This is a genomic window from Paludisphaera borealis, from assembly GCF_001956985.1.
Taxonomy (GTDB): Bacteria; Planctomycetota; Planctomycetia; order Isosphaerales; family Isosphaeraceae; genus Paludisphaera; species Paludisphaera borealis.
Map to the genome: position 1 here is coordinate 2,751,818 of NZ_CP019082.1, position 17,262 is coordinate 2,769,079.

A 17,262-nucleotide genomic window follows, 5' to 3' on the forward strand; every position below is an offset into this window, starting at 1 on the left:
AGCGTGTGGAAGCCTTAAGAAAAGTCAACTTTTCTGGTGTCAAGCCCCCGTTTCGCCGATCTGAATATCGACGCTGTATCGATTTCATCGATTATTCAGATGAGTGGGGGCCGACATCATGCCAGACGGAGATACCCGCAAAACCCTGATCGGCCGCCGCCGACCAACCAAGCTTGCGAGCCTGCTTGCCATCGTCCTGATTGCGGGCCGTGTGAGCCTCGCCCAAGAGGCCCCCACTGCGCCCCCACTGCCCGCATCGAGCGTCAGCGCCGACTCGGAGCTGCTCAAGGAGCTTCGAGAGCTTCGCCGCGAGGTGAAAGAGGCCAAGGCCGACGTCGGCCGGCTCCAGGGCGAACTGTCGACCATTCGGGCTTATCAGTCGACTCCCGCCCCTCCGGTCCAGCACGCGCCGGAACCATCGTCTCCGGGCTACGATCTTCAGGAAGGGACTGGCCAAGGGAGGCCCGAAGGCAAGGGCGAGACTACGGACGAAGACGCAGGCGTCGGGGACTTCCCCGTGCCGCTTACCCAATCGTTTCATGACGCTAAGAGGAAGACCGGAGCCGGAGACAACTTCCCGCTCAAAGGGAGCTATCGATACAACGGCAAGGGCACCGGCGCCCTTGGCGGCGGCGGCTATTTCCACATCGGCGACGAGAACGACGAGTTCACCCTCAACCTGACCAACCAGATCACCATCGACGGCGCGTTCTTCGACCGCCAGAACATGCCGACGTCGTTCCAGGGCTTTTTCGTGCCCTTCGCTCGTACGTTTCTGTACGGCAACATCACCAAGGACTGGAAATACCAGATCGGCACCCAGGGGTTCGCCGGTCAGTTCAACTTGCTCGATATGTGGATGTCGTACAGCTTCGGCGACTGGCTGACCCTCCGCGCGGGCAAGGGGCTGTCGCCGCCGCTTTATGAGTATTACGCGTTCTCACCCGCGCTCGAGCCCGTGATTACCAACTCGCCGGTGTTTCAGTTCGCCGGTAAGCGTCAACTGGGCGTTATGGCGACCGGCAACCTGTTCAACAAGCGGATGCAGTACTGGTCAGGGATCGGCAACTCAGGCACAAGCTTCTTTTACGACCTGAACCGGAACGTGGAGTACAACGGCGCCGTTACGTTCAAGCCGTTCGAGAACTCCACAACCGCCCTGAACGGGCTGGGCGGCGGCGTTGGCGGCTCGGTCGGCGAGCAGCACTACTCCCTCCAACAGAGCAACGTATCGTTCCTGAACGGTGCGGGGGAGCCGACCACGAACTCGGCCTTCATCAACGCATCGGGCGTGCCGTTCTTCACGTACAACAGTAACGTCAGCGCAAATGGCCTGCGGAGTCGGATCGCGCCGCACATCTTCTGGTTCGGCCGGTTCAGTTTCCTCGCCGAGTATATGAACTTCAGTCGTCAGCTCACCGACGGTGTGACCAGCGGCCGCTCGACCCAGCGGGCGTTCTACGTCAACGCCTCGTACTTCTTGACCGGAGAGCGCGACTTCAGCGGCAGCGGCTTCCAGGCTTACTCGACCGTCACCCCGCTCCGCCCGTTCATCCCCAGCCGCGGTGAATGGGGCCCCGGCGCCTGGCAGATCGCCGCGCAGTACGCAATGGTCAACACCGGCACCGGTGACTTCGCCCGCGGATTCGCCGACCCGACCACTTCGACAAACCGCCTCGACTCGGTCATGGTCGGCCTCAACTGGTGGCCCAATAAGTACACCCGACTCAGCTTCGACTACCTCTGGAACGGCCTCAACAATGCGATCCCGCTCAACGGCCCCGCGCCGATCGACACCTTCAGCACCGTCTGGATGCGGTTCGCGATGTTCTTCTGAGCCGGACTCCGGACGAAATCCAGGCCCGCGCCTTGTCGCCTCGATCGCCATCGGCGATCATTCTGACGGAGCAATCGAGGCTCATCGATCGTCGCGCGGCACGCGACGAATCGGGATGAGCCCGACTCCGTCAGGCGGGGCGGGCCGGGATCGCGCCGCCGCCGGACTGACGTCCCACCTCGATCCCGAGGAAGCGTTCGACTTCATGCGTCAAGTGTCGAAGATCGGGCCTACGGCGGGAATTCTCCTGCTCGGCGGCCTTGTGGGTCTTGCCTTCATCGCCCGTTCGGGCGAGGCGAGCGCGAACTCGTCCCCTCTCCCCTTCGAGTTCGCCCCTTCGCAGGCCCAGGCCGCTCCCGCAGCGGCGCCCGCCCCGTACTTCTACGGAGCCGGAGCCCAGGGCTTCGGCTACTACGTCACTCCCGGCCTCCAGGCCGCGACCGCGGCGGCGCCCGTGCAAGTCGCCGCGCGAAGGCCTCAGACCGTCGGCCCCGGCGCCCGCAACTGGGCGACTGGCAGCCGAGTTCCGCTTCATCGGCCCTGGCTCAAGTCCAGAAGCTGAGATTTCCTCCCAGAGAGACGACGCGCGGCATCACAGAGAAACTCTCTCCGGCGCTAGCGCCGGGAAAGGAAATCGGCATGAGATCGATGACGAGAATCGGGATCGCGGCGGCCTTGCTCGGCGGCTGCGTCCTCCCGGCCGCGACGGTGCGGGCCGAGGACTGGAAGACCGAGCACGACGCCGGCTGGAACGCCTACAAGGCCGGCCGACTCGAGGAGGCCGAGACCCAACTCAAGGCGGCGGAAACCGACGCGCGATCGTTCGGCGAATCCGACCCCCGGCTCGCGACGACCCTCGACCACCTCGCCTGGGTGTTCTCCGCCGAGGGGAAGAACGCGGAGGCCAAGGCCTTCGCGAAGGCCGCCCTGGCGATTCGCAAGAAAATCCACGGCGAAGCGCACGCCGACGTCGCCGACAGCCTCAACACGCTCGCCGGCGTCCTCGACGCCGAAGGTTCGGTCGCCGAGGCCGAGCCGATCTACGCCGAGTATCTGGCCGTCGCCGAGAAACTCGACGGTCCCGAACACCCCAACGTCGCGGCCGCCCTCGACAACCTGGCGGCGGTCGACCATGTGCTGGGTGAACGCGATAAAGCCGAGGCCCTCTACAAGCGGGCCCTCGCCATCCGCGAGAAGACGGCCGGCGCCGAATCGATCGACCTCGCCGCCACCCTACACAACCTCGGCGTCCTCTATTTCGACGAGAAGAAGTTCGAAGTGGCTGAGCCGCTCCTGGACCGCGCGCTCGCGATCCGGAAGAAGGCCCTCAAGCCCGATCACCCGGACGTCGCGGCGAGCCTGGAAGTGCTCGGCTGGCTGCACGCCGCCGAAGGGAAGGCCGACGCTGAGTCACTGCTCAAGCAGGCCCTGGCGCTGTATGAGGCCGACCTAGGGAAGGATCATCCCCATGCCGCCCGCTGCTGCTCGGAGCTAAGCCGCGTCTGCAAGAATCTCGACGAGGCCGAAGCCCACTCCAAGCGGGCCGTCGGCATCCTCGAACACGCCGGCGACCCCGGCCAGCTTGCGACGGCCCTTGACGATTACGCCGCCGTGCTACGCAAGATCGGCCACGACGAAGACGCCGAGAAAATCGAAGCCCGCGCCGAAACCCTCCGCGAATCGGCCAAGAGCCCCGCGACGCCCAAGAACTGAGCGTCGAGCCACCGCCCCCCCTCTCCTACCGGGCGCCGCCAAGGCGCCCGGTTCTCGCCCTTGCTTCCCATGACGATCGCCATACAATCGATGGACGAGCGCGGGTCGTCGATGGGGGTAAAGCGGAGCGTGGACGGATGCGATACGGGGCGGGCCGTAAGGAAGAGACGCGGGCGCGGATCTTGAAGGCCGCGGGAAGGGTTTTCCGACGCCACGGCTATCATGCGTCGGGCGTCGACAAGGTGATGGAGGAGGCGGGCCTGACGGCCGGCGGCTTCTACGCCCATTTCGCCTCCAAGGAGGCGCTCTTCGCGGCGATGCTCGCGCCCACCGCCGCCGACCCCCCCGCCGCGCGGCAGCCGGATCGCTCCGACGCGACGGACCGCGAATGGGTCGAGGCGTTCCTCGAAAGCTATCTGAGCGCGTCGCACCGCGACAAGCCCGAGGACGGCTGCCCGCTGCCAGCCCTGGTCTCCGAGATCGCGCGGGCGGGCGGGCCGGTGAAGGCGAGCTTCCAGGAAATCGTCCGCGGCCTGGCGGCCCGGATCGAGCGCAGCGCCGGCGGCTCGGAAGACCGCGCGCTGGCGATCGTCGCGCTGTGCGTCGGCGGGCTCGGCGTCGCCCGGTCGGTCCAGGACGAGGCGCTCGGTGAACGCATTCTGTCGGCCTGCCGCGACCTGGCCGAGCGCTCGCTCGCCGATACGGACGACCCGCCTCAGCCGGCGAACCGCCGGAAGACCAAGGACGTATTCTGACCGCCGAATCCGAAGCTGTTCGAGAGCACGGCGTCCACACGCCGCTCGCGAGCCTGGTTCGGCACGTAGTCCAGGTCGCACTCGGGGCCGGGGTTCTCCAGGTTGATCGTCGGCGGGATGACGCCGTCGCGGACGACCAGCAGGCAGGCGATCGCCTCGACGGCCCCGCCGGCCGACACGAGATGGCCGGTCATGCTCTTGGTGCTTGATATCGGAATCCGCGACGCCGCGTCGCCGAAGACCCGCTTGATCGCCAGGGTCTCGATCGAATCGTTCGACGGCGTGCTCGTGCCGTGGGCGTTGATGTAGCCGACGTCCTCGGGGTTCAGCCCCGCGTCGTCGAGCGCTTCGCGCATGGCGGCGATGGCGCCTCGGCCCTCGTCGTGGCTGTCGGTCAGGCGGAAGGCGTCGGCCGTCGAGCCGTAGCCGACGACCTCGCCGTGGATGGTCGCCCCGCGAGCCCTGGCGTGCTCCAGCTCCTCAAGGACCATCACGCCCCCTCCTTCGCCGAGCACGAAGCCGTCGCGGTCGCGATCGAACGGCCGGCTTGCCCGGGCGGGCTCGTCGTTGCGCGTCGACATCGCCGTCAGGAGGATGAATCCCGTGACGCCGAGCGGGTGGATCATGCTGTGCGCCCCCCCCGCGAGCATGACGTCGACGTGTCCCCGGCGGATCAGCTCGGCCGCCTCGCCGATCGCCTGGGCGCTCGCGGCGCAGGCGGTCTGGCAAGTCATGTTCGGCCCCTTGGCCCCGAAGACCGCCGCGAGATGGCCCGCCGGTTTCCCCGGCTCTTGATCGTCCTCGCGGATCGGATGGAGCGAGCGAACGCCCAGGCTCGTGAACCGCTCGGTGTCGACCCGGCCGTCGCGACTGGTCCGATTGACCAGATCCACGAACCGACCGAAATCCTGCTGGCCTTCGCCGGAGCCGAGATAGACGCCGAACCGCTCCCGATCCAGCCGGGCCTCGTTCAACCCCGCGTGCTCCACGGCGATCGTCGCCGCCGCGAGCGCGAACTGCGACGTCCGGCTGTGGTCGACCCACCGGGCCCAGTCGGAACGGTAGTCGGCCAGGCGGAAGCCCCCCGCCTCGGCCGCGATCCGCGTGGGAAACGTCGACGCGTCGAACAGCGTGATCGGCCCGATCCCTCCCCTCCCCTCGCACAACGCCCGCCACGACGACTCGACGTCCCCCCCCACGGGGGTGATCATCCCCATCCCGGTCACGACGACTCGTCGTTCCATCGCACGACTCCCCAAGCCCCGAAACCCGCTCGCCCGATCACGCCGCCGGATTGTATGACGGACGTACTTTCAAGTCAACCGAGCTCGATCGTGGGCGGTCGGGTCTCAGCCGAGGCCGGCGTCGTTGGGGGGCGGCGGCAGCATCAGGAGTTCGTCTCGCTTGATGTGGGTGTTGTGAGGCGCCTCGATTCCGATCCGGACATTGCCGCCCCGGATGCGGAGCACGGTCAGCACGATGGTTTCTCCGATCCGAATCCGTTCTCCGTTCTTGCGAGACAGCACGAGCATGACGAACCTCCTTGAGACGAAACCCTTAGAAGAGAGTGGTGGTCGGCTTGCGAGGCGTGTCGGGTTCGGGTCGGAACGACGATCCCCGACACACCTCGGGCGCGGGTTCGGGTCTCAGTTATCGGACGGCGTTGGGAAGACGGACGGGCGGAACCGACGATCGTCGTCCCGCTGGCCCAGACGACGGTTCCAGCTCATCCAGAAGACGGCGGCGACTCCCACGGCCCCGAGCAGGCAGGGCCCGGCGTCGGACAAGTCGTCCTCGACCTCCTCGTAGGCCGACCAAGGAATGAACGGTTGCGGTTTGGCCAGGCCGTCGACGTCCTCGTCCTTGAAGCCGGCGAGGGCCTCGTCCCAGACCTCGATAGGGGTCGTCGGATCGAGGATCGGCGGCGAGAAGAAGTCGCCGCGAACGGGAGCAGCCGCGGGTTCGGTGGTCGCGCCGGGAGCGACTCCCGACTTGTTAGAGACGGTCAGAGCCTCCTGGCCGACCGGCGAGGCGATGGCGAGCGATTCGGTCGCCGCCGCCACGGCCTGGTTCGGCAGGGCTCGACCGGCCGCGTCCGAGGCGACGGCGGCGGTCGTGGAGGTCAGCGCCTGGGCGCCGACCGCGTCCGACGCGCCGGTCAGCGTGGCGATGTTCGTCGGGCTCGGGGCCGCGACCACGACGACCGAGGCTGTGACGCTCGTATTGCTGGTCGTCGTTTCGGTCTCGTCATGGCGATGAACGAGGAGTCGTACGCGAATCACAGTTTGGGTCGGCGTGGTGGGCGTGGTGATCGTCGTCTTGGCGTACTTCGATGCCGCCGCGACGATCGCGCTGGCGATGGGCGATCCCAGGCCGGTGACCCTATCGTAACCGGTCGTTGCATAGCCGGCGAAGTTCACGCCGCTGGTGACGTCGTGGAAGTCCGCCGCGTAGGTCGTCGCCTTTGACGCGGTCGTGCCGTATTGGCTGTACAACAGGCTCAAGGTCTGAGTCGAGCTGAGCGCGCTCATCCCGGAAGCCGCGCGGGCCTGGTCGGAAGTCGCCACCAACCCCGCCCAGATCGGAGAGCCGGCGCTGGTGCCGCCGACCTGGAACCATCCCGACTGACTCAGCCCCGGCACCGAGCTGTAGACCGAGACGCCGGTGTTGGGATTGGCGTCCATCGAGACGTCGGGGACGACTCGACCGGTCGCGTAATTCGATCCCAGGGCCGACGACTGATACGAGGGCAACGTCTCGACGGCGCTCACGCCGCCGGTGCTGCCGGAGTAACCTGTCCACCACGAGCCCGAGGCGCTCCAGGCGGTCTCGCCGAGATAGGTTCCCGAGGAGGAGACCGAAAGCGTGGTGCCGCCGACGGCCACGACGTCCGGCGAGCTCGCCGGCCATTCGGCTCCATAGGCGCCGCCGTCGTCGCCCGAGGCCGCCACGAAGGTCACGTTCGGATTGGCGAAGTAAGCGGCGGTGTCGTAAGCCTTCTGCCCCGACCACTCACTGCCTCCCCAGCTCATCGAGACGACGTTGGCCATTCTGGCCCCGGTCTGGACGGCCGTCATAAGGTCCGAGGCGCTCGTCGACGAGGCTTCTACGAGCACGATCTTCGCCGCCGGAGCGACGGTGTGCGCCCACTCGACGTCCAACGCGATTTCGAGCGACCAATCCGGGCTCGTGGCAGGCAGGTTCGTCGTCTGGCCCTGCTGATTCACAACCGTCAGCGAAGCCGCGGCGAGTCCGTACGTGGCGTCGAACGTCGCGAGGTCGGCCTTGATATTGGGGTCGTTGTACGCGTCGACGATGGCGATCGTCGTTCCGGCGCCCGCCGTGGCCGACTTGCTGAAGCCGTAAGCGGTCAAAATCTGCGATGGCGTCAGCGCTGTTGCGACAGGCTTGGTGTTGGTCACCGCTCCGGTCGGCTGTCCGCCGGGGCTATTCCATCCCTCGGCGGCGATGACCGAGGCGACGGCCGGCAGAATGGTTCCGAGCGTATCGATCGTCGAGAGCAAGGCGCGGGTTTCGAGCGATTCCACGCAGAGGCGGGCGATACGACGCGTCCGGCGCGGGCGGAGAGACGGGGCGCTGGGGGTTCGATGACGTATCATCGCGGTAATCCTTGATGTGAATCCGTGGTGTGGGTCGTCGCGGGCACCTGAAGGCACGCGCCGAAAGAGTTGAAGAACGCGGTTGTTGACTCACAAGACACTCGAGGAGAACGTCAAGGGCGCACATACAGGAGGGGGGGTGAGCCTCCTTCGGGACTAGGGTGTCGAAGCTCAAATGCGAAGCGATGTTGAAAATATCTTAATCGACTCTACCATTCCATCGTTGTAGCCCCGAAAAGGCGCGCGCAGCCGGCCGCGATTCTCTGTAACGATTTGTAACGCCAAGGCCTGCGCCGTTCGGAATAAGCCGCGCCGACGGGTTGCGCGGGTTGTAAGGCCCCTGGCCACGCCGGGCCGAGGCATGGGAATTGCGTTGCGAGTTCCGCGAATCCAAGATGAGAATCGTCGGGCGGATCGAGGCATCGGTGTCGCAAACGCTTGAAGGAACCCGGATTTCGTCATGCAGGCAATCAGGTTGAGTCCGCTTTTGGTCGGCGTCCTGTTGTCCACGACCTTGAGCGGATGCGCGCGTCGGACGCCCCGGCCGGCCCCGGCCGAGCCCTCCGCCATCCCCGTGAGCAAGCCGATCACGCGGCAAATCACCGACTACGTCGATTTCACGGGACGGACCGAGGCCGTCCAGTCGGTCGACATCCGGCCGCGAACCACCGGCTACCTCGTGAAGATGCCGTTCACCGAGGGCTCGGACGTCAAGGCCGGCGACCTCCTGTTCGAGATCGACCCCCGGCCCTATCAGGCTCAGCTCGACCAGGCGCAGGGCCAGGTCAACCTTTACCAGGCGCAGCTCAAGCTAGCCCGCACCACGTATGCACGCGACCGCGCCATCAATCGAATTACGCCCAACGCGGTCAGCGACCAGCAGCTCGACCAGGACGTCGCGGCGCTCGACGAGGCCGACGCCCGCGTGAAAGCCTACGAGAAGAACATGGAGGTCTACCGCCTGAACCACGAGTTCACGCGGGTGGTCTCGCCGATCGCCGGCATGATCAGCCGGTATTACCTGACCCTCGGAAACCTCGTCAATCAGGACCAGACCCTGCTGACGACGATCGTTTCGCTCGACCCGATGTACGCCTACTTCGACCTCGACGAGCCGACGATGCTCCGCATTCGCCGGGCGATCAACGAGGGACGCCTGAAATCACGGGCCAGCGGGATCCGCCTCCCCCTCTATATGGGGTTGCAGGGCGAGCCGGGGTATCCGCATGAGGGCGAGATCGATTTCGTCAACAACCAGCTCAACCCGACGACGGGGAGCATCCTGGTGCGCGGAGTGTTCGCCAATCCCAAGCCTCAAACCGGGGTGCGGCTCCTCTCGCCGGGCATGTTCGTCCGCATCCGGCTGCCGATCGGCCAGCCTCATCCCGCCGTGCTGGTGATCGATCGGGCGATCTCGTCGGATCAGGGAATCAAGTACGTATACGTCGTCGATGAGAAGAACGTCGCGCAGTATCGTAAGGTGACGACCGGCTCGCTTCAGGACGACGGCCTGCGGGTCATCACGTCGGGCCTGACCGCCGACGAATGGGTGGTCGTGGGAGGCTTGCAGCAGGTCCAACCCAAAACGGCTGTCAAACCCGAGCCGATGGCCATGCCCTCGCTCGATTCAACCGAGTCCGCCGAGAATCCGCCGTCCGCCGTCGAGGAGCCCGCCCCGTCGGAGAAAGCCAAGCCGGATCCGAAGGAGAAGGCCAAGCCAGCCCCGAAGGAGGAGGCTCGCGAGCCGGCGAGGTCGGGCGCGCAGGCGGGTCGTCCATGATCTCGCATTTCTTCATCGATCGGCCGATCTTCGCGACCGTGCTGTCGATCGTGATCACCCTGGCGGGCGCGTTGGCCCTCTGGACGCTGCCCGTCGCGCAGTTCCCGCCGATCACGCCCCCCTCGATCCAGGTCGCGATCAACTACCCCGGGGCGAGCGCCCAGGTCGTCGCCGACACCGTCGCCGCCCCCATCGAGCAGCAGGTCAACGGCGTCCAGGGTATGTTGTACATGTCGTCGCGGATGGGCAACGACGGCTCGTACACCCTGACGGTCACGTTCGACATCGACGTCGACCTGAACACCGCGCTGGTCATGGTACAGAACCGGGTGGCGCTTGCGATGCCTCAGCTCCCCACCTCGGTCCAGAACCAGGGGATCACGATCCGCAAGAAGACGCCCGACATCCTGATGATCATCAACTTCTTCTCGCCCGACCGCCGCTACAACGACATCCAGCTCAGTAATTTCGCGACGATCTCCGTCAAGGACGAACTCTTGCGCGTGCCGGGGGTTTCAGACGTCGCCTACCTCGGACTTCGCGATTACAGCATTCGCGCCTGGCTCGATCCGCAAAAGCTCGCCTCGAAGAACATGACGGCGATGGAGGTCGCCAACGCGGTCCGCTCGCAGAACCAGGCCGCCGCCCCGGGCCAGACGGGCCAGCCCCCCTCGCACTCGGGGCAGTCGCTCCAGTTGCCGATTCACACCCTCGGCCGACTGACCGAGCCCGAGGAGTTCGGCGAGATTATCGTGAAGGTCGATCGGGCGGCCCCGCGCAGCCTGGCGATGCAGTCGCCCTCGACGCCGAGAACGGCGGGAACCGGCCCGACGCCCGCGAGCCTGTCGACCGCCCCCGAAGGCCCGTCGCTGCTGGCGACGATCTTGCAGATAGAATCCACGAGCGGCTCGGCAGTCGCCGGAGCGTCAAGCCTGGGGACGCCGATTGTCGGTCCGTTACCGCGGCTGGGCGCGGTGGGGGGCTCGCGAACGACCTCGACGGCGAGCAGCAGCGCGGCGATCCTGCCCGCCGGTCCGACGAGCGTGATGCCTTCGGGGGGCGCGACCGCCCCCGGCGGCGGCGCAACCCCTGGCGGAGGGAGCGCGGGGGGAGGAGGCGACACCGGCGGAGGCGCGACGCCCGGCGCGGGGGCGACCGGCGGTAATTCGGCCCAGCCTGCGACGGGCGACCAGCGCATCGGCGGGGCGCTCGGATCAACCAGCGGCCCGAGCATCGGCACGACCGAGCGCAACCCTTCCGACGCCGTCGTCCGGCTCCGCGACGTCGCCCGCGTCGAACTGGGAGCGCAGAACTACAACCAATCCTGCATCTTCGACGGCCAGCCGTCGGTGGGCATCGCCCTCTTCCAGTTGCCCAACACCAACGCCCTCGACGTCGCCGATCAGATCAAGAGCAAGATGCGCGAGCTGAGGACGCGGTTCCCCGAAGGGATCGAGTACGCGATCCCTTACGACACCACGCCGTTCATCAGCGAGTCGATCGCCGAGGTGATTCACACGCTGCTTGAGGCCGTCGCACTGGTCGCCCTGGTGGTCCTCGTCTTCCTGCAGAACTGGCGCGCGGTGTTGATCCCGCTGGTCGCGGTGCCGGTGGCGATCATCGGCACCTTCTCGGTGATGGCGGTGCTCGGATTCAGCCTCAACACGATCTCGCTGTTCGGGCTGGTGCTGGCGATCGGGATCGTGGTCGACGACGCGATCGTCGTCGTCGAGAACGTCGAGCGCTGGCTGGCCAAGGGCCTGTCGCCGCGCGACGCGGCGCGGCAGGCGATGGACGAGGTGACCGGCCCCGTGGTCGCCGTCTCGCTGGTCCTCTGCGCGGTGTTCATCCCGTGCGCCATGATCAGCGGCATCACGGGCCGCTTCTTCCGCCAGTTCGCGGTGACGATCGCCGTTTCGACGTTGTTCTCGGCGTTCAACTCGCTGACCCTCAGCCCGGCCCTGGCCGCGATCCTGCTCAAAGGCGAAGGAGGGCGGCGCGACCCCTTGACGTGGCTGCTCGACACGACGCTCGGCTGGTTCTTCCGGCTGTTTAACAAGGCTTTCGGGATGGGGACGTCGGCGTACGGCTGGGCGGTCGAGAAACTGCTGCGGGGCAGTTTTCTGGTCTGCCTGGTTTACGCGGGGTTGCTGTACGTGACCTTCCTGACGTTCAGCCGCGCGCCGACGGGTTTCATTCCCGAGCAGGACCAGGGTCGGCTGATCGTCAACGTTCAGTTGCCCGACTCGGCGTCGCTCCAGCGGACCAACGAGGTCATGGCGAAGCTCGACAAGGTGACCCGCGAGACGCCCGGCGTGGCGCACGTCACGGCGATCTCGGGGATCTCGTTCGTACAGACAGCGAACAGCTCGAACTTCGGATCGATGTTCGTGATCCTCGACCCGTTCGACGAGCGCCAGAGCCCCGAACTGACCGCCAACGGGATCATGGCGAGGCTCCGCAAGGTCTGGGCGAAGCAGATCCGCGAAGCGCAGGTGGTCGCCTTCGGAGCGCCGGCGATCCCCGGCCTGAGCGTCGCCGGCGGGTTCCGCTTGATGGTTGAAGACCGCGGCGGCCTCGGCTTGCCGGCGCTCCAGTTCCAAACCGACTCGCTGACCAAGCGGCTCGCCGCGCTCCCCGGCCTGGTCGGGCTGTCGAACCAGTTCCGATCGAACACGCCGCAACTGTTCATGGCGATCGACCGCACCAAGGTCGAGTCGCTCGGCGTCCCGCTCGAAGACCTCAACAACACGCTGCAAATCTATCTGGGCTCGCTCTACGTCGGCAACTTCAACGCGTTCGGCCGGTCGTGGCAGGTGAACCTTCAGGCCGACGGCCAGTTCCGCGACCGCGTCGAGGACGTCAATCTGCTTCAGGTCCGAAACAAGTGGGGGGGAATGGTTCCGCTTGGCACGCTCGTCGACGTCCGCGACATCGGCGGTCCGGTGTTCCTGACCCGATACAACCTCTCGACCGCCGCGCCGATCACCGGCGGCGTCCTGCCCGGCCTGAGCACCGGCGAGGCGATCAAGGCGATCGACGAACAGGCCTCCCACGACCTGCCGCTGTCGATGAAGACCGAGTGGACGGAACTCATGTTCATGCAGATCAAGGCCGGCGACACCACGCTGGCCGTCTTCTCGCTGGCGATCGCCTGCGTGTTCCTGGCGCTCGCGGCCCTGTATGAGAGTTGGTCGCTGCCGCTGGCGGTGATCCTCGTGGTCCCGCTCAGCCTGCTCTGCTCGGTGGCGGGCGTCTTATACACCGGCAATTCGGTGAACATTTTTGTGCAGATCGGCCTCGTGGTGCTCGTCGGGCTCGCGTGCAAGAATGCGATTCTGATCGTCGAGTTCGCGCTCGAGCTGAACGCTCTGGGCCGTTCGCGGTTCGACGCGACAGTGGAGGCGTCGCGGCTTCGGCTGCGGCCGATCCTGATGACCTCCTTGGCCTTCATTCTCGGCGTCGTGCCGCTCGTGCTCGCCAACGGCGCGGGGGCCGAGATGCGAAAGTCGCTGGGGACGGCCGTGTTCAGCGGCATGCTCGGCGTGACGATCTTCGGGATCTTCCTGACGCCCGTCTTTTACTACGTCATCAAGGGCCTGGGAGAGTCGCGACTCTTATCCGGGGCTTTCATGAAGCGGATAGGCTCGCCGATCGCCGGCGGGCTGCTGGGCGCGGCCAGCGGATTTCTGGTCGCATGGCTGAGATCCGCCGATGAGGGCCGGACGATGGCGCTTGGGGCCGCGATCGGGGTTTTGATGGGCTTGATGGTCCTGGGCCTGGGCCGGCTCCGCGCCGGTCGGCCGGCCGCGCTGAAGGCGTCGCGGGCGAAGCTCCGCGAGGCGGATTCGGAACCCCGACCGGGAGGGCGCGAGACGTGATCTCCCACTTCTTCATCGACCGTCCGATCTTCGCGAGCGTTCTGTCGATCGTCTTCGTCCTGGCGGGCGGGGTCGCGGTCTTCACGCTGCCGGTCGCCCAGTATCCCGACGTCGCGCCGCCGACCGTCGTCGTGACGGCGCTCTATCCCGGCGCCAACGCCCTGACGGTTCAAGACACCGTCGCCGCGCCGATCGAGGCGCAGGTCAGCGGCGTCGAGGGCATGATGTACATGTCTTCGCAGTGCACCAACGACGGCGCGTACACGTTGACCGTGACCTTTCGTCTGGGCGTCAATTCCGACATGGCCCAGGTGCTGGTTCAGAACCGCGTCTCGCTGGCGCTCCCGGTGATCCCGGCGCTCGTGCAGAGCGAGGGCATCAACGTCAAGAAGACGTCGCCCAGCACGATGATGATCGTCAACCTGATCTCGCCCGACCATCGCTACGACGACATATTCTTGAGCAACTACGCCACGATCTACATCCGCGACGAGCTGGGCCGCCTGCCCGGCGTGGCGGGCATCACCTACCTCGGCCAGCGCGATTACAGCCTTCGCGCCTGGCTCGATCCGGACAAGCTGGCGGCGCTCAACCTGACCGCCGGCGACGTGGTGAAGTCGATCAGCCAGCAGAACCTCCAGGTCGCGGCCGGCCAGATCGGCCAGCAGCCGGTGCCGCGCGGCCAGCAGTTCCAGCTCACCATCAACACCCTCGGGCGGCTCACCACCCCCGAGGAGTTCGCCGACATCATCCTCAAGGCCGGCACGCCCTACTCGCAATCACAAGGCGCCCCCAGCGCGTCGGGAGGGGCGAGCACTTCGGACTCGTCGTCGACCAATGCAGCCCAGGCGGCGGGCGGCCAGGACGGATCGAATACGCCGACCAACACCCGGCCGCCGGCTATCGGCGTCGTTCGGCTCCGCGACGTCGCTCGCGTCGAGCTGGGCTCGCAACAGTACAACCAGTCCTGCACCCTCGACGGCCAGCCGTCGGTGGCGCTCTCGGTGTTCCAGCTCCCGGGCTCGAACGCGCTCGAGACGGCGCGCGGCGTCTACGCCAAGATGGAGGAGTTGAAGGGCCGGTTCCCCGACGGGCTCGAATACCAGATCGTCTACGACACGACGCCGTTCATCCGCGAGTCGGTGAACGAGGTGTTCAAGACGCTTCGCGACGCCATCATCCTGGTGGCGATCGTGGTCCTCGCGTTCCTCCAGAACTGGCGCGCGACGGTGATTCCGCTGGTGGCGGTGCCGGTAGCGATCATCGGCACGTTCGCGGTCATGGCGGGGCTCGGCTACTCGCTCAACAACCTGTCGCTGTTCGGGCTGGTGCTGGCGATCGGGATCGTGGTCGACGACGCCATCGTGGTCGTCGAGAACGTCGAACGCTGGCTTGAGCACGGCCTGGAGCCACGTGAGGCCGCGCGTAAGGCGATGGACGAAGTGACCGGCCCGGTCGTCGCCGTGGCCCTAGTGCTGTGCGCGGTGTTCGTCCCGTGTGCGTTCCTGAGCGGGATCACCGGGCAGTTCTTCCGCCAGTTCGCGGTGACCATCGCCGTCTCAACGGTGATCTCGGCGTTCAACTCGCTGACCCTCAGCCCCGCCCTGGCCGCCATCCTGCTCCGCCCCAAAGGCGCGAGCCGCGACCCACTAACGTGGCTGCTCGACACGACGCTCGGCTGGTTCTTCCGGCTGTTCAACGGCGTGTTCGAGGCCGGCACCAACTTCTACGTGCGAATCGTCGCGGGCTTGTTACGGATCAGCTTCCTGACCTTGCTCGTCTATGGCGGGATGCTCGTCGCGACCTACTGGCAGTTCACGAAGGCGCCGAAGGGGTTCATCCCGCAGCAGGACAAGGGGTACTTCCTGCTCAACGTCCAGCTCCCCGACTCCGCGTCGGTCGAGCGGACCAGTCAAGTCATGGCGCAGATCGAGACGATGGCCCGCGAGACCGAGGGGGTCGCGCACACGGTGGGGGTCTCGGGGCAGTCGCTGATCCTCAACGCCAACTCGCCGAACCTCGGCTCCATGTACGTCTTGCTCAAGGAGTTTCACCATCGGAGTGGGCCGGGGCTGTCGGCCGGCGCGATCGCCGACGCGCTCCGCGAGCGGTGTCGGCGCGAGATCCTCTCGGCGCAGGTTTCGGTCTTCGGTCCGCCGCCGGTCGAGGGCCTCGGCGCGACGGGTGGGATGCGGATGATCGTCGAGGATCGCGCCAACCTCGGCCTTGGCGCATTGCAGCGGGTCAGCGACCGCATCGTCGCCCGGGGCAATCAGACGGAGGGATTGACGGGCCTGTTCAACGGCTCGCGAGCCCACACGCCCTGGCTCTACCTCGATATCGACCGCACCAAGTGCGAGGTGCTCGGCGTCGCGGTCAGCGACCTGTTCAGCACGCTGCAGGTCTACCTCGGCTCGTACTACGTCAACAACTTCAACGAGTTCGGCCGGACGTGGCAGGTGAACGTTCAGGCCGACCAGCAGTTCCGCGAGCGCGGGCGCGACATCCGCGCACTTCAAGTCCGCAACAACCAGGGACGGATGATCCGCCTGGGAACGCTGCTTGACGTCCGCAACACCAGCGGGCCGGTCGTCTTGCTGCGGTACAACATGTACTCGGCCGCCGCCATCACCGGCGACGTCGCACCCGGCGCCAGCTCGGGGCAGGCGATCGAGCTGCTCCAGCAGATCGCCGAGGAAGAACTCCCCCGTTCGATGGCCTACGACTGGACCGAGCTGACCTACCTCCAGCTCCAGGCCGGCGGGACCGCCATCGGCGTCCTCGCGCTCTCGGTCGTGTTCGTGTTTTTGGTCCTGGCGGCGCAATACGAAAGCTGGTCGCTCCCCCTGGCGGTGATCCTCGTCGTGCCGACGTGCTTGCTCTGCTCGATCGTCGGGATCGGGTTCGCATCGATGGACGTCAACATCTTCACGCAGATCGGCTTCGTCGTCCTCATCGGCCTGGCCGGGAAGAACGCGATTCTGATCGTCGAGTTCGCCAAGCTCCAGCAGGAGTCGGGCGTCGACGCCCGCCAGGCCGCGCTCGAAGCCTCGCGGCTGCGCCTGCGGCCGATCTTGATGACTTCGTTCGCGTTCATCTTCGGCGTCGTCCCGCTCGTCCTCTCGACCGGAGCCGGAGCCGAGATGCGCCAGGCGCTCGGCCTGGCGGTCTTCAGCGGCATGCTCGGAGTCACCGTCTTCGGCGTCTTCCTCACCCCGGTGTTCTTCTACGTGATCCGCCGTCACCGGCGCGCCGAACCGACGACCGAAGCAGCCGACCTGATTCCCCCCGACGCCCACGACGGCGCCTCGCAGGAATCGTGAACAGCGAAGTTCCTGCCGCTGCCTCGTCTCGAACCACAACATCACGATATCACGACATCGAAATATTCGACCGTGATACTTTCCAGGACGGCTCGAATCTTGGGAAAGTAGATTTTGCCATGCTCCGAGGTCTCATGCGCGTCCAGGGAAGCCTGATCGCGATATTGTTCTTGGACGATGTAAGACCGCGAGTTCGTTTGGGACCTGAGCAACGCGTAGAGCAGGCAACCCGGCTCACGCTCCCGCATCGTCTCGCGCAATTCGCCGAATAGCCTCTCGAATTCCTGTTCATGCCCCGCCTTGACCAGAATCACCTTGAGCCCACCGACCATCGTAATCGCTCCTACTCGAAC

General features: G+C 66.3%; 11 protein-coding genes. 7 read left to right on the forward strand and 4 right to left on the reverse strand.

From position 1 onward, the window contains the following. The first annotated feature begins 118 nt into the window (after positions 1 to 118). From BSF38_RS10720 to BSF38_RS10735, 4 genes are all read left to right on the forward strand, one after another. Positions 119 to 1,837, forward strand: coding sequence for a porin (locus BSF38_RS10720; RefSeq protein ID WP_076350750.1), 1,719 nt, complete (start codon positions 119 to 121; stop codon positions 1,835 to 1,837). Positions 1,838 to 1,952: 115 nt separating this feature from the next. Beyond that, positions 1,953 to 2,399, forward strand: coding sequence for a hypothetical protein (locus tag BSF38_RS10725; protein WP_076345459.1), 447 nt, complete (start codon positions 1,953 to 1,955; stop codon positions 2,397 to 2,399). A gap of 77 nt (positions 2,400 to 2,476) precedes the next feature. Next, a complete protein-coding gene (locus BSF38_RS10730; protein WP_076345461.1) occupies positions 2,477 to 3,550 on the forward strand; it encodes a tetratricopeptide repeat protein in 1,074 nt (357 codons plus the stop codon). A 137-nt stretch (positions 3,551 to 3,687) separates the two neighbouring features. Further along, the gene (locus BSF38_RS10735) at positions 3,688 to 4,305 is read left to right on the forward strand and encodes a TetR/AcrR family transcriptional regulator (RefSeq protein WP_076345462.1); all 618 of its coding nucleotides are present in this window, start codon (positions 3,688 to 3,690) and stop codon (positions 4,303 to 4,305) included. On the opposite strand, the gene fabF is transcribed toward BSF38_RS10735, so the two are convergent. The 3 genes from fabF to BSF38_RS30340 form a co-directional block, all read right to left on the reverse strand. Then, positions 4,266 to 5,549, reverse strand: coding sequence for a beta-ketoacyl-ACP synthase II (gene fabF / locus BSF38_RS10740; protein WP_076345464.1), 1,284 nt, complete (start codon positions 5,547 to 5,549; stop codon positions 4,266 to 4,268). The genes BSF38_RS10735 and fabF overlap by 40 nt on opposite strands. A gap of 105 nt (positions 5,550 to 5,654) precedes the next feature. Next, entirely contained in the window at positions 5,655 to 5,837 is a 183-nt protein-coding gene (locus BSF38_RS10745) for a carbon storage regulator (RefSeq protein ID WP_076345466.1), read from the reverse strand. A gap of 114 nt (positions 5,838 to 5,951) precedes the next feature. Further along, entirely contained in the window at positions 5,952 to 7,925 is a 1,974-nt protein-coding gene (locus BSF38_RS30340; RefSeq protein ID WP_145952066.1) for a S53 family peptidase, read from the reverse strand. Between the two features lie 460 nt (positions 7,926 to 8,385). Between BSF38_RS30340 and BSF38_RS10755 the strand changes: the two genes are divergently transcribed. From BSF38_RS10755 to BSF38_RS10765, 3 genes are read left to right on the forward strand one after another with little or no spacing between them, the layout of a single operon-like run. Next, positions 8,386 to 9,705, forward strand: coding sequence for an efflux RND transporter periplasmic adaptor subunit (locus tag BSF38_RS10755; protein WP_076345470.1), 1,320 nt, complete (start codon positions 8,386 to 8,388; stop codon positions 9,703 to 9,705). Then, positions 9,702 to 13,586: an efflux RND transporter permease subunit gene (locus BSF38_RS10760; protein ID WP_076345472.1), complete on the forward strand. Its 3,885-nt coding sequence runs from the start codon at positions 9,702 to 9,704 to the stop codon at positions 13,584 to 13,586. The genes BSF38_RS10755 and BSF38_RS10760 overlap by 4 nt, the downstream gene beginning before the upstream one ends. After that, positions 13,583 to 16,909: an efflux RND transporter permease subunit gene (locus BSF38_RS10765; protein WP_083712863.1), complete on the forward strand. Its 3,327-nt coding sequence runs from the start codon at positions 13,583 to 13,585 to the stop codon at positions 16,907 to 16,909. Before BSF38_RS10760 ends, BSF38_RS10765 begins: the two co-directional genes overlap by 4 nt. Positions 16,910 to 16,950: 41 nt before the next feature. Here BSF38_RS10765 and BSF38_RS31320 read toward each other — a convergent pair whose 3' ends face one another. After that, positions 16,951 to 17,241: a putative quinol monooxygenase gene (locus BSF38_RS31320; RefSeq protein ID WP_076345474.1), complete on the reverse strand. Its 291-nt coding sequence runs from the start codon at positions 17,239 to 17,241 to the stop codon at positions 16,951 to 16,953. Positions 17,242 to 17,262: the final 21 nt, after the last annotated feature.

Excerpts from the sequence above, each read along its gene's own strand:
- BSF38_RS10720 (WP_076350750.1), top strand. The coding sequence starts at position 119 with ATGCCAGACGGAGATACCCGCAAAACCCTGATCGGCCGCCGCCGACCA.
- BSF38_RS10725 (WP_076345459.1), top strand. The coding sequence starts at position 1,953 with ATGAGCCCGACTCCGTCAGGCGGGGCGGGCCGGGATCGCGCCGCCGCC.
- BSF38_RS10730 (WP_076345461.1), top strand. The coding sequence starts at position 2,477 with ATGAGATCGATGACGAGAATCGGGATCGCGGCGGCCTTGCTCGGCGGC.
- BSF38_RS10735 (WP_076345462.1), top strand. The coding sequence starts at position 3,688 with ATGCGATACGGGGCGGGCCGTAAGGAAGAGACGCGGGCGCGGATCTTG.
- fabF (WP_076345464.1), bottom strand. The coding sequence starts at position 5,549 with ATGGAACGACGAGTCGTCGTGACCGGGATGGGGATGATCACCCCCGTG.
- BSF38_RS10745 (WP_076345466.1), bottom strand. The coding sequence starts at position 5,837 with ATGCTCGTGCTGTCTCGCAAGAACGGAGAACGGATTCGGATCGGAGAA.
- BSF38_RS30340 (WP_145952066.1), bottom strand. The coding sequence starts at position 7,925 with ATGATACGTCATCGAACCCCCAGCGCCCCGTCTCTCCGCCCGCGCCGG.
- BSF38_RS10755 (WP_076345470.1), top strand. The coding sequence starts at position 8,386 with ATGCAGGCAATCAGGTTGAGTCCGCTTTTGGTCGGCGTCCTGTTGTCC.
- BSF38_RS10760 (WP_076345472.1), top strand. The coding sequence starts at position 9,702 with ATGATCTCGCATTTCTTCATCGATCGGCCGATCTTCGCGACCGTGCTG.
- BSF38_RS31320 (WP_076345474.1), bottom strand. The coding sequence starts at position 17,241 with ATGGTCGGTGGGCTCAAGGTGATTCTGGTCAAGGCGGGGCATGAACAG.